The organism is Benzoatithermus flavus (assembly GCF_037908215.1).
GTDB lineage: Bacteria > Pseudomonadota > Alphaproteobacteria > Geminicoccales > Geminicoccaceae > Benzoatithermus > Benzoatithermus flavus.
The window spans coordinates 78,333-104,291 of record NZ_JBBLZC010000006.1; the positions used below are offsets into that span (position 1 = coordinate 78,333).

At 66.4% G+C, this 25,959-nt stretch carries 27 protein-coding genes; 9 read left to right on the top strand and 18 right to left on the bottom strand.

Annotated elements, in window-relative coordinates; genetic code table 11:
* Positions 1 to 16 precede the first annotated feature (16 nt).
* Positions 17 to 325 carry a type II toxin-antitoxin system Phd/YefM family antitoxin gene (locus U1T56_RS07825; RefSeq protein WP_418158894.1) on the bottom strand — a complete coding sequence of 103 codons (309 nt, stop codon included), beginning with the start codon at positions 323 to 325 and terminating at the stop codon, positions 17 to 19.
* A 186-nt stretch (positions 326 to 511) separates the two neighbouring features.
* Here U1T56_RS07825 and hemW point away from each other — a divergent pair, with 186 nt between their 5' ends.
* Entirely contained in the window at positions 512 to 1,699 is a 1,188-nt protein-coding gene (gene hemW / locus U1T56_RS07830) for a radical SAM family heme chaperone HemW (protein WP_418158895.1), read from the top strand.
* Between the two features lie 53 nt (positions 1,700 to 1,752).
* Here hemW and U1T56_RS07835 read toward each other — a convergent pair whose 3' ends face one another.
* The gene (locus U1T56_RS07835) at positions 1,753 to 2,523 is read right to left on the bottom strand and encodes a DUF3750 domain-containing protein (RefSeq protein ID WP_418158896.1); all 771 of its coding nucleotides are present in this window, start codon (positions 2,521 to 2,523) and stop codon (positions 1,753 to 1,755) included.
* A gap of 110 nt (positions 2,524 to 2,633) precedes the next feature.
* Positions 2,634 to 4,157, bottom strand: a complete 1,524-nt coding sequence (locus U1T56_RS07840; protein ID WP_418158897.1) for a hypothetical protein — start codon at positions 4,155 to 4,157, stop codon at positions 2,634 to 2,636.
* A 211-nt stretch (positions 4,158 to 4,368) separates the two neighbouring features.
* Between U1T56_RS07840 and U1T56_RS07845 the strand changes: the two genes are divergently transcribed.
* The 4 genes from U1T56_RS07845 (at position 4,369) to U1T56_RS07860 (ending at position 5,997) form a co-directional block, all read left to right on the top strand.
* On the top strand, positions 4,369 to 4,716 hold the full coding sequence (locus tag U1T56_RS07845) for a hypothetical protein (protein WP_418158898.1): 348 nt from the start codon (positions 4,369 to 4,371) through the stop codon (positions 4,714 to 4,716).
* On the top strand, positions 4,713 to 5,174 hold the full coding sequence (locus tag U1T56_RS07850; protein WP_418158899.1) for a hypothetical protein: 462 nt from the start codon (positions 4,713 to 4,715) through the stop codon (positions 5,172 to 5,174). Before U1T56_RS07845 ends, U1T56_RS07850 begins: the two co-directional genes overlap by 4 nt.
* Entirely contained in the window at positions 5,159 to 5,497 is a 339-nt protein-coding gene (locus U1T56_RS07855; protein WP_418158900.1) for a hypothetical protein, read from the top strand. Before U1T56_RS07850 ends, U1T56_RS07855 begins: the two co-directional genes overlap by 16 nt.
* Before the next feature lie 245 nt (positions 5,498 to 5,742).
* Positions 5,743 to 5,997, top strand: coding sequence for a hypothetical protein (locus U1T56_RS07860; RefSeq protein WP_418158901.1), 255 nt, complete (start codon positions 5,743 to 5,745; stop codon positions 5,995 to 5,997).
* Positions 5,998 to 6,118: 121 nt separating this feature from the next.
* Here the strand turns inward: U1T56_RS07860 and U1T56_RS07865 are convergent, their stop codons facing one another.
* Together U1T56_RS07865 and U1T56_RS07870 are read right to left on the bottom strand one after the other, a co-directional pair.
* A complete protein-coding gene (locus U1T56_RS07865) occupies positions 6,119 to 6,316 on the bottom strand; it encodes a hypothetical protein (protein ID WP_418158902.1) in 198 nt (65 codons plus the stop codon).
* Positions 6,317 to 6,439: 123 nt separating this feature from the next.
* A complete protein-coding gene (locus U1T56_RS07870; protein WP_418158903.1) occupies positions 6,440 to 6,697 on the bottom strand; it encodes a Uma2 family endonuclease in 258 nt (85 codons plus the stop codon).
* On the opposite strand from U1T56_RS07870, the gene U1T56_RS07875 reads away from it, so the two are divergent.
* From U1T56_RS07875 to U1T56_RS07885, 3 genes are all read left to right on the top strand, one after another.
* Positions 6,689 to 6,880, top strand: a complete 192-nt coding sequence (locus U1T56_RS07875) for a hypothetical protein (protein WP_418158904.1) — start codon at positions 6,689 to 6,691, stop codon at positions 6,878 to 6,880. The two genes, U1T56_RS07870 and U1T56_RS07875, sit on opposite strands and share 9 nt — an antisense overlap.
* Positions 6,880 to 7,206, top strand: coding sequence for a helix-turn-helix domain-containing protein (locus U1T56_RS07880; RefSeq protein WP_418159036.1), 327 nt, complete (start codon positions 6,880 to 6,882; stop codon positions 7,204 to 7,206). The genes U1T56_RS07875 and U1T56_RS07880 overlap by 1 nt, the downstream gene beginning before the upstream one ends.
* Positions 7,207 to 7,528: 322 nt before the next feature.
* Positions 7,529 to 8,683 (top strand): glycosyltransferase, encoded by a 1,155-nt coding sequence (locus U1T56_RS07885; RefSeq protein ID WP_418158905.1) that lies wholly within the window; start codon positions 7,529 to 7,531, stop codon positions 8,681 to 8,683.
* A 23-nt stretch (positions 8,684 to 8,706) separates the two neighbouring features.
* Here U1T56_RS07885 and U1T56_RS07890 read toward each other — a convergent pair whose 3' ends face one another.
* The 9 genes from U1T56_RS07890 to gmd all read right to left on the bottom strand — a co-directional run bounded on the left by U1T56_RS07890 (position 8,707) and on the right by gmd (position 19,945).
* On the bottom strand, positions 8,707 to 9,378 hold the full coding sequence (locus U1T56_RS07890) for an FkbM family methyltransferase (RefSeq protein ID WP_418158906.1): 672 nt from the start codon (positions 9,376 to 9,378) through the stop codon (positions 8,707 to 8,709).
* A 67-nt stretch (positions 9,379 to 9,445) separates the two neighbouring features.
* On the bottom strand, positions 9,446 to 11,257 hold the full coding sequence (locus U1T56_RS07895) for a right-handed parallel beta-helix repeat-containing protein (RefSeq protein WP_418158907.1): 1,812 nt from the start codon (positions 11,255 to 11,257) through the stop codon (positions 9,446 to 9,448).
* A 306-nt stretch (positions 11,258 to 11,563) separates the two neighbouring features.
* Complete coding sequence (locus tag U1T56_RS07900) at positions 11,564 to 12,388, bottom strand: O-antigen ligase family protein (RefSeq protein ID WP_418159037.1); 825 nt, start codon at positions 12,386 to 12,388, stop codon at positions 11,564 to 11,566.
* A gap of 549 nt (positions 12,389 to 12,937) precedes the next feature.
* Complete coding sequence (locus tag U1T56_RS07905; protein WP_418158908.1) at positions 12,938 to 14,296, bottom strand: oligosaccharide flippase family protein; 1,359 nt, start codon at positions 14,294 to 14,296, stop codon at positions 12,938 to 12,940.
* A 91-nt stretch (positions 14,297 to 14,387) separates the two neighbouring features.
* Positions 14,388 to 15,575 carry a glycosyltransferase family 4 protein gene (locus U1T56_RS07910; protein WP_418158909.1) on the bottom strand — a complete coding sequence of 396 codons (1,188 nt, stop codon included), beginning with the start codon at positions 15,573 to 15,575 and terminating at the stop codon, positions 14,388 to 14,390.
* On the bottom strand, positions 15,572 to 16,303 hold the full coding sequence (locus U1T56_RS07915) for a WecB/TagA/CpsF family glycosyltransferase (protein WP_418158910.1): 732 nt from the start codon (positions 16,301 to 16,303) through the stop codon (positions 15,572 to 15,574). Before U1T56_RS07915 ends, U1T56_RS07910 begins: the two co-directional genes overlap by 4 nt.
* Positions 16,304 to 16,370: 67 nt before the next feature.
* Positions 16,371 to 17,813, bottom strand: a complete 1,443-nt coding sequence (locus tag U1T56_RS07920; protein WP_418158911.1) for an undecaprenyl-phosphate glucose phosphotransferase — start codon at positions 17,811 to 17,813, stop codon at positions 16,371 to 16,373.
* 69 nt (positions 17,814 to 17,882) lie between these two features.
* Positions 17,883 to 18,860 carry a GDP-L-fucose synthase gene (gene fcl, locus U1T56_RS07925; RefSeq protein ID WP_418158912.1) on the bottom strand — a complete coding sequence of 326 codons (978 nt, stop codon included), beginning with the start codon at positions 18,858 to 18,860 and terminating at the stop codon, positions 17,883 to 17,885.
* Between the two features lie 5 nt (positions 18,861 to 18,865).
* Entirely contained in the window at positions 18,866 to 19,945 is a 1,080-nt protein-coding gene (gmd, locus tag U1T56_RS07930) for a GDP-mannose 4,6-dehydratase (protein ID WP_418158913.1), read from the bottom strand.
* Positions 19,946 to 20,499: 554 nt separating this feature from the next.
* On the opposite strand from gmd, the gene U1T56_RS07935 reads away from it, so the two are divergent.
* Complete coding sequence (locus tag U1T56_RS07935) at positions 20,500 to 22,029, top strand: O-antigen ligase family protein (RefSeq protein WP_418158914.1); 1,530 nt, start codon at positions 20,500 to 20,502, stop codon at positions 22,027 to 22,029.
* Here U1T56_RS07935 and U1T56_RS07940 read toward each other — a convergent pair.
* The 4 genes from U1T56_RS07940 to fdhF all read right to left on the bottom strand — a co-directional run bounded on the left by U1T56_RS07940 (position 21,939) and on the right by fdhF (position 25,956).
* Entirely contained in the window at positions 21,939 to 22,337 is a 399-nt protein-coding gene (locus U1T56_RS07940; RefSeq protein WP_418158915.1) for a type II toxin-antitoxin system VapC family toxin, read from the bottom strand. The genes U1T56_RS07935 and U1T56_RS07940 overlap by 91 nt on opposite strands.
* Positions 22,334 to 22,594, bottom strand: coding sequence for a type II toxin-antitoxin system VapB family antitoxin (locus tag U1T56_RS07945; RefSeq protein WP_418158916.1), 261 nt, complete (start codon positions 22,592 to 22,594; stop codon positions 22,334 to 22,336). The genes U1T56_RS07940 and U1T56_RS07945 overlap by 4 nt, the downstream gene beginning before the upstream one ends.
* Before the next feature lie 88 nt (positions 22,595 to 22,682).
* Entirely contained in the window at positions 22,683 to 23,165 is a 483-nt protein-coding gene (locus tag U1T56_RS07950) for a DUF29 domain-containing protein (protein WP_418158917.1), read from the bottom strand.
* A gap of 10 nt (positions 23,166 to 23,175) precedes the next feature.
* Positions 23,176 to 25,956, bottom strand: a complete 2,781-nt coding sequence (fdhF, locus tag U1T56_RS07955) for a formate dehydrogenase subunit alpha (RefSeq protein ID WP_418158918.1) — start codon at positions 25,954 to 25,956, stop codon at positions 23,176 to 23,178.
* Between the last annotated feature and the right edge of the window lie 3 nt (positions 25,957 to 25,959).

Here is a 25,959-nt window from a genome sequence, read left to right on the forward strand (position 1 = left end):
AGGAGCCGGTCGCTGCTCACGGGCAGGCACCCCTCGCATCTCGCCTGCACCACGAGAAGCCGGCCGGCCGCTCCACGGCTTCGCGTCCCTCCTCGCCGTGGAACGCCTCGGGCACCTCGCCCGGCAGGAGAGCGAAGAAGCCGTCGGGAACCTCGAGCTCGCCCCGCAGCGCTCCGGGCTCGCGCGGCCGCCTCTTCTCCGCCACCGGCACGAGCCTCGCCACCGGCTCGCCCTTGCGGGTGACGACGATCTTCTCGCCCGCGAGCGCGCGGTCGATCGGGCGCGACGGCGCGGTGCTGGCATCGTGGACGCTGACGGCGGACATGGCTCGGGCTCCTTTGCCCGGCGAGGATGTGCAGAGGCCTGGCTGGCTGGTCAACGGCTTTCCGCCGCCGCGGCCGCCTGCGGCGTCCATGGCCCCTCCGGACCTTGCAACCGGGCCGGCCGAGAGCCTTATCGTGGAGCGCACGCTCACATGCATTCCGATACCGGTAGCGAGGAACGATCGATCATGGCGGGCCCGACCGAGGCCACGACACCGGCGGCGGCGCCCGACGGCGGCTTCGCCCTCTACGTGCACTGGCCGTTCTGCAAGGCGAAGTGCCCCTACTGCGATTTCAACAGCCATGTCCGCGCGGGCGTGGACCATGCACGCTGGGCGCGTGCACTCACGCGCGAGCTCGACCACGTGGGCGCGCTCACCGCGGGGCGGGAGCTGCGCTCGATCTTCTTCGGCGGCGGCACGCCGTCCCTCATGGAGCCCGCGACCGTCGCCGCCGTCGTCGAGCGCGCCACCCGCTGGTGGCGGCTGGCACCCGACATCGAGATCACGCTCGAGGCCAACCCGACCTCGGTCGAGGCCGGAAAGTTTCGGGGCTTCCGCCATGCCGGAGTCAACCGCGTCTCGCTCGGCGTGCAGGCGCTCGACGACGCGGATCTGCGCTTTCTCGGCCGCGAGCACGACCTCGCCCAGGCCTTGCGCGCGCTCGAGCTCGCCGGCACCGTGTTCCCCAGGCACTCCTTCGATCTGATCTATGCCCGCCCCGGCCAGACACTGGCAGCGTGGGAAGCGGAGCTGCGCCGGGCGCTCCGGCTCGCGGGCGATCATCTCTCGCTCTACCAGCTCACGATCGAGCCCGGCACGCGCTTTCATGCCCTGGTCCGCGAGGGCCGGCTCCATCCGCTGGACGAGGACCGCCAGGGCGAGCTCTACGAGGCGACGCAGGCGATCCTGACCGAGGCCGGCCTGCCGGCCTACGAGATCAGCAACCATGCCCGCCCCGGCCAGGAATCGCGCCACAATCTCGTCTACTGGCGCTACGGCGACTATGCCGGGATCGGCCCCGGCGCCCACGGCCGCCTCACCCTGGAGGGTGTGAAGCTCGCAACCCGCACGCTCAGGATGCCCGAGCGCTGGCTCGCCCAGGTCGAGGCCAGGGGGCACGGCGAGGAGCCGCGCGAGACGGTGCCGCCCGTGGCCCAGCTCACCGAGCTGCTGATGATGGGCCTGCGCCTCGCCGAGGGAGTACCTACCGCCCGCATCGCGGCCGTGACCGGCCGGCCCTGGCGCGAGAGCCTCGATGCCGCCGCCCTCGAGCGGCTGGGTGCGCTGGGGCTGCTGGCAGTTGAAGGCGACCGCCTCGTCGCCACCCCGGCCGGGCGTCAGCGGCTCGACGCCGTGCTCCGGCGCCTGCTGTGAGCGAGAAGGTGCCCGAGCCTTCGGGGCCGATCCGCCGGACCGGCCGCCGGGCGTCAGCCGAGGCCGTCCGGCGCGAGGTCGGGGCCCGACCGGCTCCAGCCGAGCTGGCCCAGGCCCGGCAGCTTGATCGCGAGCTGCTTCGGCGCGATCCCGACGACGAAGCCGAGCAGGTTCAGCTCGAGCCCCTCGTCGAGCGCGAGGGTCAGGCCGAGCACGCCGGCGAGCGAGAGCTGGAAGCCGGTGCCGCTCGGCGCCGGCGCGAGCAGCCGGCCGCCGGGCAGGAAGTCCTTGCCGATCGCGGTCGAGGGCAGGGCCGCGTGCAGCTCCGGCACCTCGCGGGCGAGCCAGACGACGAAGGTGTTGGAGTTCGGGCCGGGCCAGGTGACGTAGCGGTGAGGGTAGGGATAGCGCGCGATCGCATCCTCGAGCCGCGGGATGACGGCCGCGGCCGCGGCACCGCGCAGGTCCACGAGCAGCTCGGGTTCGCTGCCGGCCCAGCGCCCGTCGGGCGGGCGCAGGTTGCGGCGGATCGCCGGCGCGCCTTGCGCGACACCCCAGCCCACGACCTCGTAGCGCTCGTAGGCCGCAGCTCCCTCGCGCTTGAACGCGACCCAGCAATGGACGGCGACGGCCCCCTTCCAGCCCCAGGCGCGCGCCGCATAGACCTGGACCACCGCGGCCGGATGGACGGCGGGAGCGGGCGCCAGCCCGGTGCTGTCCCAGCGGGCGAGGCTCCAGTGCTGGGTGCGGGTCGAGAGCACCAGGGCGGTCGAGACCAGGAGCGGAACGAGGAGCAGAACGAGAAGCCAGATCAGCCAACGCATCGGGGGAAAGGAACGATCCTCGCTGGAAGTCCGCCGACACATGGCCCGGCTCCGCCGCCACCGCAAGCACACCGGAATGCCGGGCGGTACGGGGCGTCGGTCTTTCCGCCTCACCGGGCCGACTGACGCCGCGGGCAGGGCGCGGCCACGACCCGCGCTCCGTCCCGGCTGGAACATGATGCATGAAAGGCGCTCCCGACCCGGTTCGAAAGCGCCTCCAGGACATGGCGGCGCAGATGCCGGCCGGCACGGCGCGGCGGTGAGGTCCTGCACCGATCGTCCGCCTGCGCCGGCCGATCCTCCAGGTGGTGCTCGGGCGGATGGCCGGCGTCGTGCCGATCGGCATCCTCGCCGCGCTGGTCGCGGGCGGCGGGATTCCGGCCGGGATCATCGGGCGGGGCGGCGCCGGTCCGCGGGTCCGGCGGCGGCGGTGCGATGCCCCAGAGGCGGCACCAGGCGGTGTCGACTGTCGGGGGCGCGGCGCCGGCCGCTTCGGCTGCGGGGGCGGGCTGCTCGGGTCGGCTGGGTTCGTTTCGTACCGGCGCATCGGTCGGGGGCGCGACACCTGGCGCGGGCCGGGCATCGGGCGGAGGAGTGGCGGGATCGGCCGCATCCGCCGCGAGAGCGGCGAGCGTGAGGCCGTGGCGCAAGGCGGAGGCGGCAGGCTCGACGGGTAGAGCCGGGGGCTCGGGCAGGAGGCCGCGATCGTGCAGGCACTCGGGCGGGACGTGGATCCGGCCTCGCGCATCGACCGCGACCGGCGCGTCGGCGGGGCGAGCCTCGTCCTGGAGGCAGCACGCGTGCTGCGGGGGAATGCCGGGGGTTGGCCACGGCATCAGGGAGCCGGGCGGCGGCGTACACGGCCGTGCGCCGCCCCAAACGACGAGGGCGAGCGTCGAGAGGTCGGGCGGCGGGGGCGGGCTCGATAGGGTCGGGGTGGCGGGGTCGTCGTGGCCGCCGAGGTCGGCCGATGGCGCGGGAGAGGGGGGATCGGCCTGCCCGCTCGCGTCGGCGGGCGGTGGCGGGAGATCCTCGGGCTGCGACTCGGCCGGAAGCGACGGGAGGGAGGACGCAGCCGCGCCGTCTCGGGGCGGAGATGGCAGGGGACGGCGGCGGAGGTCCTTCAACTCCTGCAGGCAGCGGAACAGGGCGAGACGGTTCTGGCCCTGGTAGCGCAGCGCCAGGCGCAGGCGCTCGGGGTTGGGATTGGCGCCGCGGGCGAAAGCCTGCGCCTCGAGGCGCTCGGCGCGGCCGGTCTTCCATAAAGCCGCGGCGAGGTGGGCGACGAGGGCGCCATCGAGCGTGCCCACGGGCGCGAGCTCGGCGAACAGGCTGCGGGCCAGGGTGTCGAAGGCGGCGGCGTTCTCGCCTTGCAGCACGAGATGGACCTCGGCGGTGAGGCCGTGCTTCAGGGCGTTGCGCGAGGAGCGCGCCTTGCCGGCTTCGGTCACCGGCCCGCGCGACTTCGCACCGTTGATGCGGGCACGACGAGCGCGCTCGGCGCGGGCAGCGTCCGCGGGCGAGAGGGCGACCTCCCTGCCCTCGCCGGGCCCGGGCAGGGCCATGGCCGGCGGGAGTGCCACGGCGGCGGAGGCCGGGGCGGCGGGTGGAAGCGGTGACGGGCAGGACGACATGGGCAGGCACCTCGCGACGGATGTTTAGGAATTTATATCTAGATTCGTTCGGGAAAGCCACATCCATCTCGCTGGACCGATTGAAGGAGCCGCGAAGTTCGGACGAATTCTCTCGGCATTTTATCGGTATCTTAGGAACATATACTTGCAACGCCATCCGATCTCTGGTAGAAGCAAGATGTCGGCAACACTACTCAGGGAGATGTGGACGATGGGATGCCGCCCCGGCTCGCTGCAGGAGATCTTCAATCCGGGCTCGAACTTCACCTGGGCGGGCTTCGCCTATGCCACCAACGACACGCTCGAGGAGGCGCTGAAGCCCGGCTATTTCGACGGCTGGGCGGAGGGTCTGCAGCCGGGCGACCTGATCCTGTTCGGCTGCAACCCGGCGCGGCTGCACCCGCAGTCGTGGCATCGGCCGACGCAGGTGCGGCGGGCGCTGCTGATGGTGACCCGGGTCGAGCGCATGCGGGTCTCGGTGCGCGTGCTGCACGACTGGGGCGGGGTCGAGGACGAGCCGGGCGAGCCGCCGCAGGCGGCGGGCCAGAGGCGGCCATGACGACGCGCACCGAGGGCCTGATGCGGGTGTTCGGGGCGGAGAACGACTACCCGTTCGGGGTCTGGACCTACTCGACACCCGAGCCGCTCGAGGCGGTGCTGCGGAAGGGCTACTTCAAAGGCTGGCACGGACGGCTGCGGCTCGGCGATCTCGTGCTGTGCGGGACGTCGCAGTCGGTTCACCCCTGGGACGAAAGCAAGCGCGACGTGCGGCGCTCTCTTCTCATGGTGAGCTCGAAGGCCCTGGACGGGATCGAGGTGCGGCTGCTGCAGGACTGGGGCACGCCGGAGGGGCCGCCGCTGCCGCCCGCCGCGCCGGAGGCTGCACCGGCGGCCGGGGCGAAGGCGGCGGGGCGGCAGCGGCGGGTGCCGTTCTTTCCGATGGCACGCGCGCGGCGGCCGCAGCGCCGGCGGCTCCTGCTCGCCCTGGGAGGAGGTGCTTCATGGTGCGTGCGCTGAAGGCGGTCGTCGGCGCGGCCGGGAGGTGGCGCCGCGGGGTAGCGGCTAAGGCCGGAGAGCGTACGGTGCTGGCGGCGGAGCTGGCACGGCTGGAGGCGGCGCTGGGCGCGCGGCTCGATGCGCTGGACCGGGCGATGTCGGCGAAGGCGCAGGCGCAGCTCGTCCTGCTGGCGCAGACGCTGGCCGAGGTGCTGGTGACGGAGCTGCGGCGGGGGCATGGCAGCGCCGGCCCGCCGTGGGAGCCGCGGCGGGCCGCTCGCCCGGCGGGCGGCGCGATGTCCGGGATCGCACCGGGCCGGGCCGAGCCCGACAAGCGGCGCTGACGCGGTGCCGGTAGCGACGGCGGGCGGACCTCGCCCGGGCGGGGGCCCGCCGTCGCCCGGCGGCGCGGGCAGGCCGGCTCGCGCACGACGCGATCGGACCGAGACGAACATAACATTAATGGATAATTATATTTCGTTCACTTTCTCCTTCCCATTCGGGTAAAAGGGGCTAATATCCAACCTCGAGACGATCGGACTGCCGACGCAGATCGGAGCCGACAAATGAAGCGCGCGGGGTTGCGGGGATGCAGAAGAGACTCCGTACCGGCTACAGGGTGCGTCGCTTCTATCGGCGCGCACGCTTTCTGCTGACGCTGCTCGGCACGATCGCGGGCGCCTCGGCCGTGGCGCATTCGGCCGGCGTGGCGATGGCGGCGAGCGAGGCGTCGTTCCTGGCGAAGGCGCTGGCGACGATCGCCATATGCGCCGTCGTGCCCTGGGTTCTGACCGAGGCGGCGTGGCGGTGGCATCGGCGGCGCTGTCACGAGGCATGGCAGTAAGGGACGGCGGCCGATAGCGGCTAGCTACCGACTCTTGCTCGGCGGCAAGTCCCTAGCGGGCGAGAACCTGCCGGCGCCCGATGATCCGATGCGGACGAAGGGGCGGGCGGGCCTGCGGCGTTCAATCGATCCAGCCGGTGCCGTCGGCGAACGGCAGGCCGCGCTCGGGATCGGGCGAGAGCACCGGCGGCCCGGCAGCAGCACCCGAGGCTGCGAGGAGGGCAGTGGCGCAGGCCGCGGACAGGAGCCCGCGCCGGCGCAAAGCGGGCACGGCACCCGCCGCGCCGTTCCGGGCGGGCCGGGCCGCGGGCCTGCTCATGCCGCGAGCTTCGGGCCCGAGCGCCGCGCCGAAGCCGATCCGGATATCGGCTTTCAGGGCATGCGCCATCCGCCGTTGCTGCCTCGCACCGATCCGGGTCGATCCGGCGGGGAGATGCCGACCCTATTTCAACCTTTGCTTGCTTTCAAGATCCGCCCCCGGAGCCTCGCGTGCGTTCGGGCGGCAGGGCGTGCCACGCAAGCGCGTGCGCAGGGCGGCGAGCAGGTTGACCTGGATGTCGTCGTGCGCCGTGCTGCCGCCGGCCATCAGGACGAGGCGGCCGTGGACGAACTCGTAGCGCTCGTTCTGCCGCTCCACCCAGGCGAGGAAGTCGTCGACGGTGTGCAGGACCGGCTGAGCGGAAGCGGTGGAATGCGGCATCGGCGCATCTCCGAAAGGAGAGACGGCAACCGTATTTCAACCTATGCTCGCTTTCAAGACCTGACCCCGAAGCCGCTACAAGGGCGGCTCGTGCTGCTGTACGGGTTCGTCAAGAAGACGCAGAAGACGCCACCGGCCGGGCTCGCGCTGGCGCGGCGGCGCGAGCAGGAGATCGAGACATGATGGGCGAGATCAAGGGGGCGATCGGCTCCTCGTTCGACGACTTCCTCAAGGAAGAAGGGATCCACGAGGAGGCGACGGCGCAAGCGATCAAGCGCGTGCTGGCGTGGCAGATCGAGCAGGCGATGGCCGAGCGCGGCATCGGCAAGAGCGAGATGGCGCGGCGGATGCGGACGAGCCGCAGCCAGCTCGACCGGCTGCTCGACCCGGGCAACGACAAGGTGCTGCTGCAGACGGTGCAGAAGGCCGCCGCCGCGATCGGCAAGCGGCTGACCTTCGCGCTGGAGGATGCCGAGCTGCCTGGGAGCCAAGCGGGGCGATCGGGTTAACCGTTTCTCAACCTGTACTAGAACGCAAGACCTGACCCCCGTTCCCTTTCCTCGGGCGAAGCGGCGTGCCGTGGATAGCACCGGGGAGCAGCGGCAGAGCGGATCGGACATGGAGCGCCTCTGGCAAGAGAGGCGTTGACGATCCTTCAACCTATGATCGCTTTCAAGACCTGACCCCGTTCCCTCGAGACAGTCGCTGCCCCCGAAGCCGATAGGCAGGTTGCCGCAGCGCGCACCACTATAGGATGCAAGTACCTGTAAACTAGGTTATGGAGCGACCAACGTGCAAAGAGACTGAAAATTCAATCTGAGTACGTCGCCGATGCGAATCCTGCAGGTCCACAACCATTATCAGCAGGCGGGCGGCGAGGACGTCGTCGCCGCCAGCGAGCGGCGTCTGCTCACGGAGGCAGGGCACAGCGTCGACGGCTTCATCGTTCACAACGACACCATCCAGAGCCTGCCGGACCGGCTCGCCGCCAGCTTCCGGGTCGTGTGGAGCAGACCTTCTTACGAAGCGGTGCGCGCCCGGATCCGGAGTTTCCGGCCGGACGTCGTCCACGTCCACAACTTCTTCCCGCTGATCTCGCCGTCCGTGTTCGATGCCTGTCGGGCGGAAGGTGCGCCCGTCGTGATGACGCTCCACAATTACCGCCTGATCTGCCCCGGCGCTCTCCTGCTGCGCCGGGACCGGATCTGCGAGAAGTGCGTTGCCGGCTCGCCCTATTGGGGTGCGGTCCACCGGTGCTATCGCGGCTCGGCGCTCGGCTCGCTCGCGGTGGCGACGATGGTCGACGTGCACCGCCGGCGCGGGACTTGGCATAAGAAGGTCGACAGGCTCATCGCCCTGACCGAGTTCGCGCGCGGCAAATTCATCGAGGCCGGGCTTCCGGCCGGCAAGATCGTCGTCAAGCCCAACTTCGTCGAGGATCCGGTGCAGCCGGGTGAGCGGCTCGACGGCCCGCGGCATGGGGCGCTCTTCGTCGGCCGCCTCAGCCCCGAGAAGGGCGTCCAGATACTTATCGACGCATGGAAAGGCGTGAACTATCCACTACGCATCGTCGGAACCGGTCCCTTGGAAGCGGAGATCAGGGGCAAAGCACCCGAGAACGTAAGCTTTCTAGGCCAATGTGATCGAATGCGGGTCGATGCTGAGATGCGGCGCGCTGCCTTCCTCGTCATGCCCTCAACCTGGTACGAAGGCTTGCCGATGACGCTAGTCGAGGCCTTTGCTTGGGATCTGCCCGTTGTGGCTTCACGAATCGGTGCGTTGGAGGAGCTAGTCGAGGAGCAAGCAACGGGCCTAACCTTCGAGGCAGGCAATCCGGCTGATCTGCGTCGGGCCGCCTACGAGATGATCACGCGCCCGATCCCGAGAGGAAACTGCCGACGCTACTTCTTCAATCATTATAGTGCTGCTGCCAATCTTGCTCGGCTGGAAGCCATATATCGAGGTGTCAACGGCGCCTACCCTTAGAGTAGGCGCCGCGACGACTTCATTCATCTGTCCCGATCGAGCGCAAGGCCAAATTCCCTACCTGTCTCCGATATCCAGAATACTCGATATCCTACGCTGCGGAGCTTTTTGATTGTCGCCTCGGTCATGACAACGCTGAATCCATAGAGACGATGGTGGAACTCTACCAGAAGCTGACTCGGTCGCGGACCATGGGCAACGATATCCTCACATACGTCGTACTCTGCACCTTCAATGTCCATTTTGAGGAGATCGCAGTGGCTGGTCCCCAGCTCCTTGAGCAACGAACCCAGACGCCGAACAGGGACTGAGATCGAACCTTCGGTACCATTCGACGCACCATAAGCGGTATGAAAAGAAACATGGCCATCGCAAGCAGGTGGCTGAAGATCGATTGTACCATCCGCAGCAGCCAAGCCAACCTTGTGGGTTACGAATTTTGCAGGCAACGACTGTTCAGCCAGCCACGCAATGCTGAAGGGCGTAGGATCGTAGCCGTGAATTCGACAGCCAAACCGTTCGATCATCGCCAAGTCGAAAGAAATATCTGTGCCGATACCAACTGAAAGCACTATGCTATTTGAATTCAACCGGTCCGGTAAAACCGCCCATCCTCCATAAGTAGATCCTAAGTGAACTTTGTTAGACACATCATCGATCCATAACCATGGATCGAGACGCATCAGCTTGCGCAAGCAAGATCTAAACGACTTATACATACAAAATCCCAGGCTATTGACATGCCGCTACGTTGATGATATTCTATCGTGTAGTCAATTCCGCATAGCCAGCGCTATCGAGACAGACTGTCGGGAAAAGTTGACCCATTTCAAACTCCGAATGGCTGCCCTCTGTATTGTTAATCACCAGTTGACGGTCAATCACGAGCTTATCAAGCTGCATTACTTTAGTACCTAGCAAGCGGTTGCTGTCTATGATGTTGCGTTTGGGCACTCCAGGCTCATCTCCAAAAATCAGCAGTAGAGCCGGATAGCGGCTCGCATAGGGCTCTTGTGACCACGGTACCTGCTCCAAGCGCGCTCTCATGTCCCAGCCAGAAGGACGTGGAGCAAACAGCTTGTCCTTTGCCCATGTAAGCCCGCGTGCATCGAGCGTTATCGGTCGCTGGCCGCCAACCACAATGTTGCGGGCCACGATGTTGTCCGATCCCCCGCCAATGAAGATTGCATCCTGAACATTATGAAAGCGGTTATCCATAATGGAAATACCGCTGGCAAGGTCGTCGAGATAGACTCCTTTTGCCCCGCCGGGAAACGGGGAATACAGATTGCAGAGCGTGTTGTCCCGGATCAGCGTCCCGCGAGCAGTCCAATCCCTACCCGTGTAGATTGCTCCGGCATCCCCGGTCTCGTGCATGAGATCGTAGAGGAGGTTGCCTTCGATCACGTGATCGTTGCCGGCGAACCGGATGCCGCTGTGCGGGGCGCCGTGGATGCGGTTGCGGCTCGCGATCTGGCCGACGCCGTCCATGACGATGCCCGGAGCGTAGGTTCTCGTCAGCCGGGCGAAGTCGGCGATCTCGCTGTCGCGGACGAAGTTGGCGGCCGGCGAGAGCGTCTGCCGGTCGCCTCCCGACAGCACCACGCCGGCCGCACCCACACTCCGGATCGAGCACCGCTCGAGGCCGCTGCGCGTGCCTGCGACCGTGACCGCGTTGGCGCCGGTTCCCCGGATCTCGCAGTCCCTAAGGATCACATCATCAACATCCTGCATCAGGACCGCGTTGGTCCGCGCACGCTCGAGACGGACTCCTTCGATCCGAAGGTGGCGGGCTCCTTCGATGCGGAGAAGGACGGGCGCCCAGGCGAGCTCGACGTCGCCCTCGGCGATCGGCGCCGGCGGCCAGAAGTAGAGGAGGCGCCGCTCGCGGTCGAGGTACCATTCACCGGGTCGGTCGAGCGCAGACAAAGCGTTCTCGACCGCAAAGCGCTGACCCACCCGCATGCCATAGTGCAGCGGGATCGGGCCGAGCCGGATCGTCCGCTGCCCGACGTCGATCGCTGCAGCGGGCACCCGCTCGTCGGCGTAGTCGTGATACCAATAGCCCGAAAGCCAGGGATCCGACTCCAGCCCGAGACCGGCCGGCGGCGGCTCCGTGAACCCGAAGATCCTGCCCTGCTCGCCTTCGGGCAAGGACGTGATGCGCAGGTAACCCGCGTCGGGCCAGCGCGCCTGCGGCATCGGCTCGCCCCGGAAATAGAGGAGCGGTGGCGGATCGACCGGCGACCGCCCGAACCCCCGCGGCATTTCCGGTGGCAGCGCCGGAAAAGCTTCGGGCGGCAGGCCCGCTATGCGCACGTAGGGCCTGGATACTGCAGGCAGGCGCGGATCAACGGCGACGCCGTCGTCACCCACGTTCCGCCAGTCGCCGACAGGTCGGCCACCCGAGAGAGTCGAGCCTTCCGGGGCACCCCGGATCACGACCGGTGCCTCGTCCGTCCCGGAAAAACTCTTGTCGAAGACGAGCGGCACCTGCAGCCGGAATGTGCCCGGCGGAAGGATCAGCACATGCTCGCCGGCCCGAGCACGCGCCATCAACGTATCGTGGAGCATCGCGTCTTCCGCCGCCCCGGCCGCAGCGGTGCAAGAAGCGGCCACTCCGGCCCAAGCTCCGGCCAGACAAACCTTCAGCAGGCACGCGCGGAACACAACTGCTGGTCGCGGACTCACTTTACAAGTCTGTCGCAGGAATGCTCTTGGCTGTGATAGTTTCAAGCATCAGGAAATTATAGGGCATGTTGATTGCACCTGGTGTTAACTGCAGTCACCGAAGCCTGCATATTGATATCCTCATTGAAGAGGGGGCGTCCAACAGAATGAAGAGTAGCCAGACGAACGGCCCAATTCAAGTCCGCGCAATTACGATGAAGTTTTCCAAGTGTTTCCAGACCGATGATCCGTCCTACACTGGCGAATATAGATGCTAGACGAATAGAAGATTACAATGAAGAGCACAAAAGTCGGAAGAAATGTGTGATGTAAGAACGTTCGCTCACCCATAGCTTCAACAAGAAGCGCAACTGCAACGGACAGCAAAATAGAACCAAAATCTGATTGAACCCGCCACAGTCGAATCAATGAACACGCGACAGGATAACAAAACAATAATAAGCCGATAATACCAAGTTCTGCTGTAACATCCAAAAACGTATTGTGGAAATTAGGCGGCATATAGCTGCCGGCCCGGCCAAAGTATGCATAAGCTGGAGCATCTATGGAGTTCCCAAAAAAACCGGAATAACCATAGCCAATAAGCACGCGCTTCTGAATCACCTCGAGCCAAGTGCCCCAAATATAGCCTCTTCCGGTAAGTCCGCTATCACGGTTAAAGATCAACAATATCTGAAAGATGTCAATATCAAACATACTAATAAAGACAAGTACGATGACAACACTGCTGCATATACCCATCAGAAAAATGCTACTTGTTCTTGCATGCTTGATGAAAAACCAGAAGGTTAGCCCAAATAAAGCCGCTAAAATAGATACAACCGAGTTAGACATAATAACACTCAAAACTGCAAGGCACATAATAAGTATAGACAGAATGTTTTGGCGCAAAAATTTCATTCTTATATTTGCTGCAGCAAGCACGACGAGAATAGCAGCTTCTGATCCAAACCACGTTTTGTGCGGGGTGATTCCTTTAACTGCTGGCAGCCCGATCAAACTCACTCGCTCCATGGGATCCAAGTATGTTCCGATTTCCGGAAATTGCACGTAAACAAATAGACTTAGCACCATTATACATGTAAGTGTAAACATAAGAATGGAAATTAATGCGCGAGGGCTAAATGTTGAAATAGCCCAAACTGATGCAAGAATAGTGAATGTAAACCCTACTGCACATGACAGGCTAGAGATTGTATTATACGACCAGAATGCTGATGCAATCACATATATAACAAGAGCGCATATAGGGAGATTTTGAGATAAAGTATCCATGATTGCAGCGTATCGTAACAATATAAACATGGCGAGAATGATATAGATTGGCAGCCACAAATATTCGATACTTAAATTAATTAATGCGGAGTCTCGAATAAAATTGCGTTCTGAGGAAAACACCATACTGAATGCACCGGCGCAAGCCGAAATAAATATGAATAAAAAAATAGAATACAGTCCAGGGATTCGAAATTCCCGACCGGTCTTTGAAGGGTATACGATAGCGCTTTGAGCTATAGCCTTCATTGTCAGGTCCTGATCAGATTGAGAGTTTAAACTTCCTAACTATTTCTTGAAGAGAAACCTTAGTAGGTAAGGAAAGGCCCCTGCTTGACTTTGGTATCGATATATCAGAACCAAGGCCACAATTAACCTAGCAACGTGACTAATAGAGTGGGCCGTTGCTAGACCTGCACTGCCGTAAGAGGTCAACATATAAGCCGCTGGTATAAGCACTAACGACCATGTAAAGTTAACTAATATGCGAGATCGAAGTCGTCCTGTGATTGCAAGTGTATTGGTGCATATGAGAGTAGGCGTGATTGTCAGTGTCGCCATCGCGAGGATGGCAAGTGTCAACCAATTCTCTTGAAAGGCAGGGCCGTAAATCGACATTATTAGGGGACTCGCCAGAGCTACGATCGCCACCGGAGGCCCCATGACGAATAATGAGATCAGCGAGGAGCGTAGTGGATGCAGATGTGCCACATTTCTGGACTCGGCGCCATGAGACATCAGCACGAAGGCGACCGACATGGCGATAGTCGGGAAAAACGTCAGCATGCTATACCACTGCCATGCCGCAGCGAATACGGCGACCTCATGCACCCCAGAAGGCTGACGCGCTAGAAGAGCGTTTCCGGCCCAGATTGTCGGCATCCAGAATAGCGACGCCGCAAAGATGGGCGCTGCGAAGCGAGCAATCTCGCGCCAAGTAGCACGGTCAGGCGATGCATGCATCTGAATACCGGCGAGGGCTACGGCCCGGCGAGCGGCGAGTGTCAGGCCAGCCGCATTCAGTCCCAATCCTAGTCCTAGACCGAGCAGAGCTCCCGGGAGTGCGGCGATATGGCAGCCACCTACGACGAGGAGCGTCGTAGCGGGCCCTGACGCGGCTGCCACAGCGAGCTGGTCGCGGTATCGCTCGAGGGCGGCCAGAACCGCCATCTGCATCTCACACCAGATCAGGGTGGCACCCATCGGTCCAGCAATGACAAGGAAGCTGGCCGCATTCTCGATGGCATAGCCGTGGCGTGCGATGAAATCCGCGAAAACCCCAATCAATAAGGCGACACTAATCGCCGCACCGGCGCTCAACCTCCTGCATGCCACTAGATAACGGCTGGCGAGTTCCCGATCGGTCGACCGGTATCGCGCAACAAAATACTGGATCGTTGGCCCGAGCCCGAGAAGGGCGAAAGCCTGGGCAAGTTGAGCGGTATTGTAGGCAAGTGCGAAACGGCCGAACTCGTCGGTGCTGAGGAGGCGCGATGCCCCGACCATGGAGAGAAGAAAGAAGGCCCGGGATACCAGTCCTGCGACCAGCGCCAGGATCGTAGCGCTGGCGAAGCGGCCAGTCAGAGTGGCACGTAAGCGGGTGAGCAAAACCGGGGTAGCGCCCGGCAGGACGTGAACTAAACTCAACACAGGATGGCACTCACACGAGCAGCAAAGGTATCGAGTACTGAATGATTCGCTTGTGGCAACATCAGCGCCGATCTAATCTGGAACTTTGTCATGCGGTAGATTCACTGGGCAGCGGCGTCGAAAGCAGCACTCTCTGTAGGCCAGCTTCAAACGATGAAACCATCATTGGCAACGAGCGACTGTATGCTGTTGCAGCCGCCGCCAGACTCATTCTACGCATAAGCTCTAGTGACGAACAGATTTCAATTACTGCTCGGGCAAACGCTTCTGGCGTGCGATCGGTAAGAAAACCATTCACACCATTCTTTAAATAGGCCACCTCCGGACTATGATTGTCGAAATGGGCACTGAGTACCGGCAGACCAGCAGCGAAACCGTCGAGGATTGAGAGTCCAATATGAGCGGGCATCAGCATGAGATCAGAGGCGGCCAAGAGGCGCCACTTCTCGGCACCGTAACGCGTTCCGACAATGCGAATCCATCCTTCGCCCGCACTCACTTGCCTGAGCCATGACATCAGCGGTCCGTCGCCGAGGATTAGTAACTGAAATTCGGGCATGCGCGAATGTACAAGCCGGCAAGCCTCAATGAGAAAAGGGATCTGCTTACCCTCATGAAGCCGGCTGCAGAACACGGCGAGCGGGCCGTCGCCGAGCCCGACGCCGGCGCGGATGGCACGCCGCTCGTCCTCGCTCAGCTCGTCGCGCCGGATCGCGCCGCTGGTGTCGATGGCGTTGTTGACGACCGTGATCCGATCCGAGGGAAGGCCCAGGCGCAGCAGTCGCTCACGACTGGCTTCGGTATAGGCGAGCCAGTGATCGGCGAAGCGGGCATAGCAGGCCTTGATGCCGCGCTGCAGATGCGCGCGCCCCTGGTTCTGGAAGTCGTCGCCGTGCCCCCAGAAGAACAATCTGGCCGGCCGGCGGGCGGCGAGACGGCTGACGAGCAGAAGGTGGTTGGCGAGCGGCGCGTTGGCGTGCTCCATCACCACGACGTCATACGACAGGAGCCGGGTCCAGCCGGGCTGATAATAGAGCCCGGCCGGCAGGTAGCGGTTGCGGACGGGCGTAGCCCAAGGCAACAGGTGACGGCAGTCTTCGAAAGCCTCCTCGGGCCGAGGGGCGCCAGCATAGAGGTCGAGACGGATGCCTTGCGCAGCCAAGCTGGTGCGGAGCCGGTCGAAGAACGCGACGCGATAATGTGGCACGATGCGTTGCAGAATGGCGACGCGCGCTACCGGCCGGGCCTCCGCCTCGGGCTCGAGGAGCTTGGTCACGGTCCGACCTCGGGCAGCAGGTTGCTCGTGACACCAGCAGCTTCGGGGAGGCGCCGTGTCAGCCATAAGAAGCGCGGGTTGTGGCGAAGATAGCGGCCGGCGAGCCGGCGCGGCTCGCTGGCGAGGCGAAAGGCCCACTCGAGGCCGCGTCGTTGCATCCAGCCCGGCGCTCGCGGGGTCGCCCCGGCGACGAAGTCGATCGCAGCCCCGATCCCGACCATGACGGCATCAACGCGACCGCGATGCTCGTGCATCCAGCGTTCCTGCTTGGGGCAGCCCAGCGCCACGAAGAGGATAGCCACACCCGAGGCATTGATACGTTCGACCAATGCCACATCCTCGGCTTCGTCGAGCGGCCGGAAAGGTGGCGCATGGATAAAGGCGACGTCGAGATTCGGCGTGATGTTCCTCAGGGCCTGCACGGCAGCGCGCAAGACATGCTCGCGGCCACCAAGGAAGCCGACAGGAATACCGGCGGCCGCCGCGGCCGCACACAGCCGGGGCATCAGATCGGGACCAGCGACACGTTCCTGCATGGGCAGGCCCATGCGACGAAGGAGCCAAACGAGCGGCATGCCGTCGGGGACGACGAGGTCGGCGGCATTGAGCTGGTCGCGATAGGCGCTGCTATCGTAGGCCTCCATCACCATGTGCACGTTGGCAACACAAACGGTCGCGCTCCGACGCTCACAGGCCTTCGCAAGGATGAAGCTCACCGTCTCTTCCATGGAGACCGCGCTCACTCGTGTTCCCAGAATATTACGGGAGGACGGCGAGGAAACGGCAGTCGACGTCTCAGTAGGCGTTATCATGAGAAAATCCTACCATGGCCGTGCGCAGCAGAATGCGGACATCCAGCCACAGCGACCAATTGTCGATGTATTCGAGGTCGAGCTCGATGCGGCGGCGCATCTCTTCTGTCGTTCTGGTTTCACCACGAAACCCATTGACCTGAGCCCATCCTGTTATACCCGGCTTCACCCTATGGCGCCCAAGATAGTCGTCTATCAACCTGGCGTAGTGGTCGTCATGCGCCATGGCGTGCGGCCGCGGCCCGACCAGCGACATCTCGCCCTTGAGGACGTTGACGAGCTGCGGCAGCTCGTCGAGGCTGGTGCGGCGCAGGAACCGGCCGACGCGGGTGACGCGCGGATCGTCCCTGGTCGCCTGGCGGACCGTCTTCGCATCCGGCGCATCGCAGCGATCGACGTACATGCTGCGGAACTTCAGCACCTCGATGGGCTGCTTCGAGAAGCCGTGCCGCTTCTGGCGGTAGAAGACCGGCCCCGGCGAATCGAGCTTCACCGCAAGCGCGATGGCCAGCATGACGGGGGCGGTGAAGAGCAGGACGAGACCGGCGAGGATGCGGTCCTCGAGGCTCTTCAGGACGTAGCGCCAGCCGTCGAGCGGGCGCTCGAGCAGGCGGACGAGCGGGACGTCGCCGGCCTGGATGATGCCGAGGATCGGCACGCGCGCCTCCGGCAGCTCGGGCGCCCAGCTCACGTCGACGGGCAGGTGGCGCAGGGTGCGCAGGGTGCGCTCGAGCAGGCCGTCGTCGCGAGCCGGCAGGGCGAGAACGATCTGGTCGATCTCGCCGTCGTAGACGCACCGCTCCAGGTCGGCGAAGCCGTGCAGGGGCACGATGCCGCGCGGCCAGCGGCCGAGCAGGGACTGGTCGAGGTCGAGGGCGGCGGCGACCTGGAAGGCAGGTCCCACGGCCCCGAGGCGGCGCAGAAGCGCTGGCAGGTGCTCGCCGAGGCCGACGACGGCGAGCCGGCGGGCGACGTCGCGGCGGGACAGGACGATGCGGGCAGCGACACGGACGGCGAGAAGCGAGGCGAGACCGGCCAGGAACCAGGAGCCGACCCAGAGGCGCGAGAGATCGTGCGCCACTTTGAAGGAATACAGAACGCCGAGCAGGACGGCGACCGTGGCCGTCCAGCCGGCCAGGACGCGCGGGAGCTGGAAGCCCAAGGAGGCGAGGCGGTCGGCGCGGTAGAGGCGGAAGAGCTGCAGGACGTTGCCGCCGAGAACCAGACCCAGAAGGAGAGCGGTGACGGCGACCGCCGGGACCGACATGCCGGCGAAGCGCCACAGGATGGTAGCGATTCCGGAAAGGCCGATCGCGGCGAGGTCGGCGATGCGGACCATGCCTTCGGCCAGGGCGCGGGCGCCAGCACCCGAGAGCTGCCTTCCCCGGCCACCGGCCGCAGCGATCAACGGGAGTTCGGCACGCATGGTGTGTCGTCTCGTGGTTCGGTTCAGTTCGCGGGCATCGGGGCGATGCGACGGCGGATCCGGTTCGGGTCAGGCTGCTGCGCCAGCGAGCCCGCGCGCAGCGGCAGCGTTGGCGAGGAACCAGGCGTAAGTGCCGGCCAAGCCCTCGCGCAGGCCGATCCTCGGCCGCCAGCCGAGCGCAGCGAGCCGGCTCACGTCCAAGAGCTTCCGCGGCGTGCCGTCGGGCTTCGTGGGATCGAATACCAGCTCGCCCTGGTAGCCCACCACCGCGCGCACCAGCTCCGCCAGCTCACGGATCGTCACGTCCTCCCCGCAGCCGACGTTCACTGGCTCCGAACCCGACCAGCGCTCGAGCAGGAACACGCATGCATCCGCGAGATCGTCCACGTGCAGGAACTCGCGCCGCGGTGAGCCCGTCCCCCAGACCGCGACCGATGCCGCGCCTTCGCGCTTGGCTTCGTGCATCTTGCGCACCAGCGCCGGCACCACGTGGCTGGTCGCGAGATCGAAATTGTCGCCCGGCCCGTAGAGGTTGGTCGGCATGGCGGAAATGAACTCCGCCCCGTGCTGCTTGCGGTAGGCCTGGCACAGCTTGATCCCGGCGATCTTGGCCAGCGCGTACCATTCGTTCGTCGGCTCGAGCGGGCCGGTCAGGAGGTAGTCCTCCTTGATCGGCTGCGGGCTGTGCTTGGGGTAGATGCACGACGAGCCCAGAAACAGCAGCTTCTCCACCCCGACCCGGAACGCGCTCCGGATCAGGTTGAGCTCGATCAGCAGGTTCTGCTCGAGAAACTCCACCGGCCAGGTGTCGTTGGCCAGGATGCCGCCGACCTTGGCCGCGGCCACGATCACCACCTGCGGCCGCTGCGCCGCCATCCAGGCCTCGACATCGGCCTGGCGGGTCAGGTCGAGCTCGTCCCGGCTCGCGGTCACGAGCGCGACCGGCTCACGCGAGAGCCGGCGCAGCAGCGCCGCGCCGACCATGCCGCGATGCCCGGCGACGAACACCCGCTTGCCGGCGAGGTCGAACCGCTTCCCGTCAGCCATGCGCCCTACTCCGCCGCATGATTGACGAGCTGACCATGCGCCAGGTGCTCGCGCTGGATCTGCTCGAGGTCGGCCAGCACCATCTCGCGCACGAGCTCCTCGAAGCTGGTGGTGTGCTTCCAGCCGAGCTCGCGCTGCGCCTTGGAGGGGTCACCCAGGAGATGGTCGACCTCGAGCGGGCGGAAGTAGCGCGGGTCGATCTCGACCAGCAGTTTGCCGGTGCGGCGGTCGATCCCCTTCTCCTCCACGCCCCGGCCCTTCCAGACGATCTCGCGCCCCACTGCCGCGAAGGCGCGCTCGACGAACTCGCGGACGGAATGCGCCTCGCCGGTGGCCAGCACCCAGTCGTCGGGCCGATCGTGCTGCAGGATGCGCCACATGCCCTCGACATAGTCGCGGGCGTGGCCCCAGTCGCGAAGGCTGTCGAGGTTGCCCATGTAGAGCCGGTCCTGCAGCCCGAGCTCGATCGCGGCTACGGCGCGGGTGATTTTGCGGGTGACGAAGGTCTCGCCGCGCCGTGGGCTCTCGTGGTTGAACAGGATGCCGTTGGCAGCGAAGAGGCCGTAGCCGTCGCGGTAGTTGCGCGTGATCCAGTAGGCGTAGAGCTTGGCGGCGGCGTAAGGGCTCTGCGGCAGGAACGGGGTGGCCTCGTTCTGCGGCGGGCTGGCCTTGCCGTAGAGCTCCGAGGTGCTCGCCTGGTAGAAGCGGGTCCTGTGCTCGAGCTTGAGGATGCGGATGGCCTCCAACAGGCGGAGCGTGCCGAGGCCATCGGCGTTGGCGGTGTATTCGGGGGTGTCGAAACTGACCTTCACATGGCTCTGGGCGGCGAGGTTGTAGATCTCGTCGGGCTGGACCTCCTGGACGACACGGATCAGGTTGGTGGCGTCGGTGAGATCGCCGTAGTGGAGGTGGAAACGGGCGCCTGCGGTGTGCGGGTCGACGTAGAGGTGATCGATGCGCTGGGTGTTGAACTGGGAGGCGCGGCGCTTGAGGCCGTGGACCTCGTAGCCCTTGGCGAGCAGGAGCTCGGCGAGATAGGCCCCGTCCTGGCCCGTGATGCCGGTGATCAATGCGCGACGCGTCATCGCGGCGTTCCCCCTATTCATCGTTTCGCGCGCCGGCCCGCGGACCGGGTCCGTCGGCCGATGCCGGCCGGCGCTTTCTCCTGCAATCGGGACCCTTCGCCGTACCTGCCGCCGGCCGCGGGAGGCCATCCGGGGTGCCCGGCGGCGCCGGGCGGCGAGCGGGGCAGCGCAGGTCGATCATTGCTAGAAACGAATCATCATGACGTTCGCCCAAGGATATAACCAATCCGGAGCGATCAGGCGAGAGCGAAAAAACCCGCGAGCGATCTCTACCATCCCGTGAACACTTCCAGGACGAACAACTATCGGCTGTATAGCCTACCGGCGAGGATCGTGCGGGGTGCGAAAGGACGCAGCGGCGGGCCGCCTGCCGCGGCATTCGGGCACGGGTGTGGATGTCGCATGCGGACGAGCCGGGAGGAGAGGTGCGGCGCCGGATGCCCGACCGCCCGTGACAGGTGGCGCCGTTGGCCCGGCGCGCACGCGCTGGTAGAGGTGCGCCGGCCGGGCGGCGGTGCCCGGCCGCGGGAAACGTGACGTGCGGGTGAACGACGATGGCGCGTGGCGGACGGGCGGTGCCGGCGGTGGTGGCGGTGCTGCTGATGGTGCTGCTGGCGTGGGCGCCGGTGCCGCTCGGGAGCAACCGGCCGTGGGCGTGGTCGCTGCTGGCGGCGTGGGCGGGGGTGCTGCTCCTGCTGTGGGCGGTGGGGGTGGCGCTCGCGCCGCCATCGCGCTGGCGGGCGGCGGGGCCGGTGGCGCTGGCGGGGCTGATGACCGTGCCGGTGTGGGCGTGGGCGGCGCTGCAGAACCTGCCGGCGGCGGGCGGCCCGTGGGCGGCGCTCGCGGGGTGGACGGGGCTCCGGCCCGAGCCGGCGCCGATCTGGGCGGTGGCCGCGGACGTGGCCGCAGGCACGGCGCCGGCGGTCGGGCTCGAGACGGCGGGCGGGATGGCGGCGCTGATGCGGCTCCTGGCTTATGGGGCGGTGTTCGTGCTGGCCTGGGGGCTCGGGCAGGAAGGGACGCGGGCGCGGCGGATCTTGTGGACCGTGCTCGGGGCGACGACGGCGTGCGCGCTTTATGGGCTCGTCGATCACTTCGCGGGCTGGGAGACGATCCTGGGCTCGCCGAAGACGGCTTACGTGGGCGACGTGACGGGAACGTTCGTCAACCGGAACAGCTTCGCGACCTACGCCAATCTCGGGATCGTGGTGGGGCTCGCGCTGCTGGCGGAGCCGTTCTTGGGCGCGCGGGTCGGGGACGATCTCCGGCGGATCGCGGTCGGGGCGGTGGAGCGGCTCATGGGGTGGCGGAGCCTTCTGGTGGTGGCGCTGAGCGTGCTCGTGACGGCGTCCTTGCAGAGCCATTCGCGGGGCGGGCTTTTGAGCCTCGCCGTGGCGGTGCCGGTGGTGCTGCTGCTCGTGTTCCTGGTGACGCGGCCGCGGCTGCCGGTGGCGGTCGCGGTGGTGGCGGCGACGGCGCTCGCGGGCTGGGGTGTGGTGCAGGTGAGCGGCGAGACGACGCTGCAGCGGCTGGAGCGGATCGAGGGCGAGGCCGATACCGAGGCGGGGAGCCGGATGACGTTCTGGCAGGTGTCGCTCGACATGGTGCGGGAGCGACCGTGGACGGGCCACGGCTACGGCAGCTACGAGGCGGCGCTGGCGCAGCGGCGGGACGAGCGGTTCGGGCCGGTCGTGGACAAGGCGCACAATACCTACATCGAGCATCTCGTCGAGCTCGGGGTGCCGGCGACGCTGGCCTTGTACGCGGGGCCGGTGCTGCTGTTTTCTTACGCGCTCAGGGGCGTGTTCGTGCGGCGGCGGGAGCAGGTGTTCGCGCTCGTGGTGGTGGGGGCGACGGTGCTGGTGGCGCTGCACGCGCTCGTGGATTTCAGCCTGCAGATCCCGGCGGTGGCGGTGACGTACGCGGCGCTCTTGGGCATCGGGGTGGCGCAGGCGGCGCCGTCAGGGCGGCGGGGCAGGGCGTCGGCTCTGGTTCAGGACGTCAGGGCCGAGCGGATGTCCGTGTGGGGGAAATCGTCGCCTTTGAAGAGGAGCGGCTCGCCGGATGATTTCGCGAGGGCGTAGGCGAAGCAGTCGCCGAAGTTCAGCTTAGCCGGGTGGCCGCTGCCCCTGCCGAAATCCCGGAACGCCTCGCGCGCGATACGAGCCTGCTCGACCGTGACCGGCTCGATGACCAACCTGGCCTTGGCGACGAACTCGTCGAAGCGGCGGCTGGCGATAGGGCTGCGGGCGCCGTCGATCACCATCGCCACCTCGAGCCAGTTGGCGGCCGAGATGCGCCGGCTGCGGTGGCGCTGGAGGGCGCGCAGATAGGCTTCCGCATCCGCCTCCTTGCGGAGGATGGCGATCAGGGCGGAGGAGTCGACGATCACCGCGGCAGCCCGTGCTCGTCGTAGAGAAGCTCGTCGACCGTGGCGGAACGGTAGGGCTCGGGCAGGTGCGCTGCGACGTCGTCGGCGATGGCGAGGAGATCGGCGTACCAGGTCTCGCCCTCGTCGCTGCTGGCGCGCACCTGCTCCAGGCGGAGCCGGATCGCCTCGGTCACGGCCTCGCGCATGCTCTTGCCGGTCGCTCGGGCAAGCTCGCGCGCCAGGCGGTGCGTTTCCGGATCCTTCAGGTTGAGGGCCATCTTCCACCTGCATGGCTCATGCATCCACCCTTCTACCCGCGGGGAGCGGATGGCTCAAGCGAGGGACCCCTGCCTGGCGCAGGGCGGGTCAGCCGGCGGCGGGCGGGGCGGGGTACCAGTCGTCGCGGAGGATGCCGTCGAGCGACCAGGGGCAGGTCTCGGGGAGGAGGCGGGCGGCCTCGGGCGCGCCTTCGTTCTCGAGATCCTTGGCTGCAGCCTTGCGCGTCTGGGCATAGAGGCGGTCGAGCTCGCCCAGCAGCGCGTTGCGCAACGTCCGGGTCAGATCGCCGCTCAGCTCCGTGCGGGCGTCGATGATCGATCTTTCCCAACCGCCGCGAGGCTGCTGCGCCGGGGAGAAGGCGAGCTTCAGGAAATGCTCGAGGATGCAGCGGACCTGGCTGCGCACGGCGCGGCGCAGGGCGTTCCCCAAGTCGTCGATCTCCCCGGCAACGTGGTCCAGGTCGAGGTCGGCGTCGAGGCGGAGCCCCTCGAGGCGGCGCAGCGCCTCGGCCTGGTGGCGCGCCCAGGCGTAGAAGCCGGTCTCGTAGAGGTCTTGGGCAGCCTGGTCCATACGGGCGAGCCTACTCCGCGGCGGCGGGCACCTCCAGGGGCTCGAGGCGGGCGGCGCAGAACTTGAACTCGGGGATCTTGCCGTAAGGATCGAGCTGGGGGTTGGTGAGGACGTTGGCGGCGGCCTCGACGAAGCAGAACGGGATGAAGAGGACGCCTTCGGGGACGGAATTGTCCTGCCGCGCCATGAGCTCGATCACGCCGCGGCGGGTGGATACCCGCACCCGGTCGCCGGCCTTCAGGCCCAGGCGGCGGAGATCCTTGGAATTGACGGTGACGAAGGCCTCGGGCTCGAGCGCATCCAGGCTCGCGGCACGGCGGGTCATCGCCCCGGTATGCCAGTGCTCGAGCGTGCGGCCGGTGGTGAGAATCCAGGGGAAGTCGGCGTCGGGCTGCTCGGCCGGGGGGACGATATCGGCGGGAACGAGCTTCGCCCGGCCGTCCGGGGTGGGGAAGACACCGTCCGTGAAGACGACACCCTGGCCCGGCTGGTCGGGAGCCGGGCACGGGTAGGTGACGGCGGATTCGCGCATGAGCCGCTCCCAGGTGATGTTGGCGAGCGACGGCATGGCGAGCGTCATCTCGGCGAAGACGTCGGCGGGGCCGGTATAGTGCCAAGGAAGGCCGATGCGGCGCGCGATCTCCTGGATGATCCACCAGTCGGGCCTTGCGTCGCCCGGCAGCGGCAGGGCCTTGCGGCCCATCTGGACCTGGCGGTTGGTGTTGGTGACGGTGCCGTCCTTCTCGGGCCAGGCCGAGGCCGGCAGCACGACGTCGGCGTACATCGCGGTCTCGGTGAGGAAGATGTCCTGGACGACGAGGTGCTCGAGCTCGGCCAGGGCCTCACGCGCATGGCTGGCGTCGGGGTCGGACATGGCGGGGTTCTCCCCCATGATGTACATGCCCTTGATCTTCCCGGCGTGGATGGCGTCGATGATCTCGACCACGGTGAGGCCGGGCTCGGGATCGAGCTGCGTACCCCACAGGCTCTCGAGCATGGCGCGGTAGTTCGGGTCCTTCACCGAATGGTAGTCGGGGAAGACCATCGGGATCAGGCCGGCATCGGACGCACCCTGGACGTTGTTCTGGCCGCGCAGGGGGTGGAGGCCGGTGCCGGGGCGGCCGACATGGCCGCACATCATGACGAGCGAGATCAGGCAGCGGGCATTGTCGGTGCCGTGGACGTGCTGGCTCACCCCCATGCCCCAGAACACCATGGCGCGCTCGGCGCGGGCGAACAGGCGGGCGACCTCGCGGAGCGTGGCGGCGGGGATGCCGCAGACGGGCTCCATCGCCTCGGGGGTGAAGGATGCCAGGTGCGCCTCGAGCTGCTCGAAGCCGTCGGTGTGGGCCTGGACGTACTGGGTGTCGTAGAGGCCTTCCGCGACGATCACGTGCATGATCGCGTTCAGCATCGCGACGTCGGTGCCGGGCTTGAACTGGAGGTAGTGCGAGGCGTAACGGGCGAGGCCGTTCTGCTTCCTCGGGTCCATGACGACGAGCTTGGTGCCGCGCTTCGCCGCCTGCTTGAAGTAGGTGGCGGCGACCGGGTGGTTCACCGTCGGGTTGGCGCCGATGACGATGACGACGTCGGCGTTCAGCGCCTCGTTGAACGGGGCGGTGACGGCACCGGTGCCGATGCCTTCCATCAGCGCCGCCACCGAGGAGGCGTGGCACAGGCGCGTGCAGTGGTCGACATTGTTGCTGCCGAAGCCCGTCCTGACCAGCTTCTGGAAGAGGTAGGCCTCCTCGTTCGAGCACTTGGCCGAGCCGAAGCCGGCGAGCGCCCGGCGGCCGTCGCGATCGCGGATCTCCCTGAGGCCCCTGGCGGCGAGATCGAGCGCCTCCTCCCAGGTGGCCTCGCGGAAGTGGGTCCAGGGGTTCCTAGGGTCGATGGCGGTGACGGCGTCGGTCTTGGGCGCCCCCTCCTTACGGATGAGAGGCCTGGTCAGGCGCTGGGGGCTCCTGACATAGTCGAAGCCGAAGCGGCCCTTGACGCAGAGGCGGTTCTCGTTGGCGGGGCCGTTGCGGCCGGAGACGAAGGCGATCTCGTCGTTCCGGACGTGGTAGGTGATCTGGCAGCCCACGCCGCAATAGGGGCAGACGCTGTCGACCGTGCGGTCGGCGGCGCGGCTGCCGCGGCCGGTGGTGCTGTCGACGATCGAGGCCGGCATGAGCGCGCCGGTCGGGCAGGCCTGGACGCATTCGCCGCAGCCGACGCAGGTGGAGTGGCCCATGGGGTCGGCCTGGTCGAACACCGGCAGCTCGTGATGGCCGCGCCAGGCCATGCCGATCACGTCGTTGACCTGGACCTCGCGGCAGGCACGGACACAGAGCGTGCACTGGATGCAGGCGTCGAGCTGCACCGCCATGGCCGGGTGCGAGAAGTCGGGAGCGGGCCGGTGGCGGGCGGGGAAGCGGCTCTCGCTGACGCCGACCCGCTCGGCCCACTGCCAGAAGCGGCTGGTCTGGTCGTGGGCGTCAGCCTTGGGGGGCTGGTCGGCGACGAGGAGCTCCATCACCATGCGGCGCGCGGTGGTGGCGCGCTCGCTCGCGGTCGTCACCTTCATGCCGGGGGTGGGCTTCCTGATGCAGGAGGCGGCCAGCACCCGCTCGCCCTCGATCTCGACCATGCAGGCGCGGCAGTTGCCGTCGGCCCGGTAGCCGGGCTGCGGCAGCCAGCACAAGTGCGGGATGTCGATGCCCTCGCGCTTCGCGACCTGCCAGATGCTCTCGTCGGGGGCAGCCTCGACCTCGCGGCCGTCGAGCGTGAAACGGATGGTCTCGGTCATGGG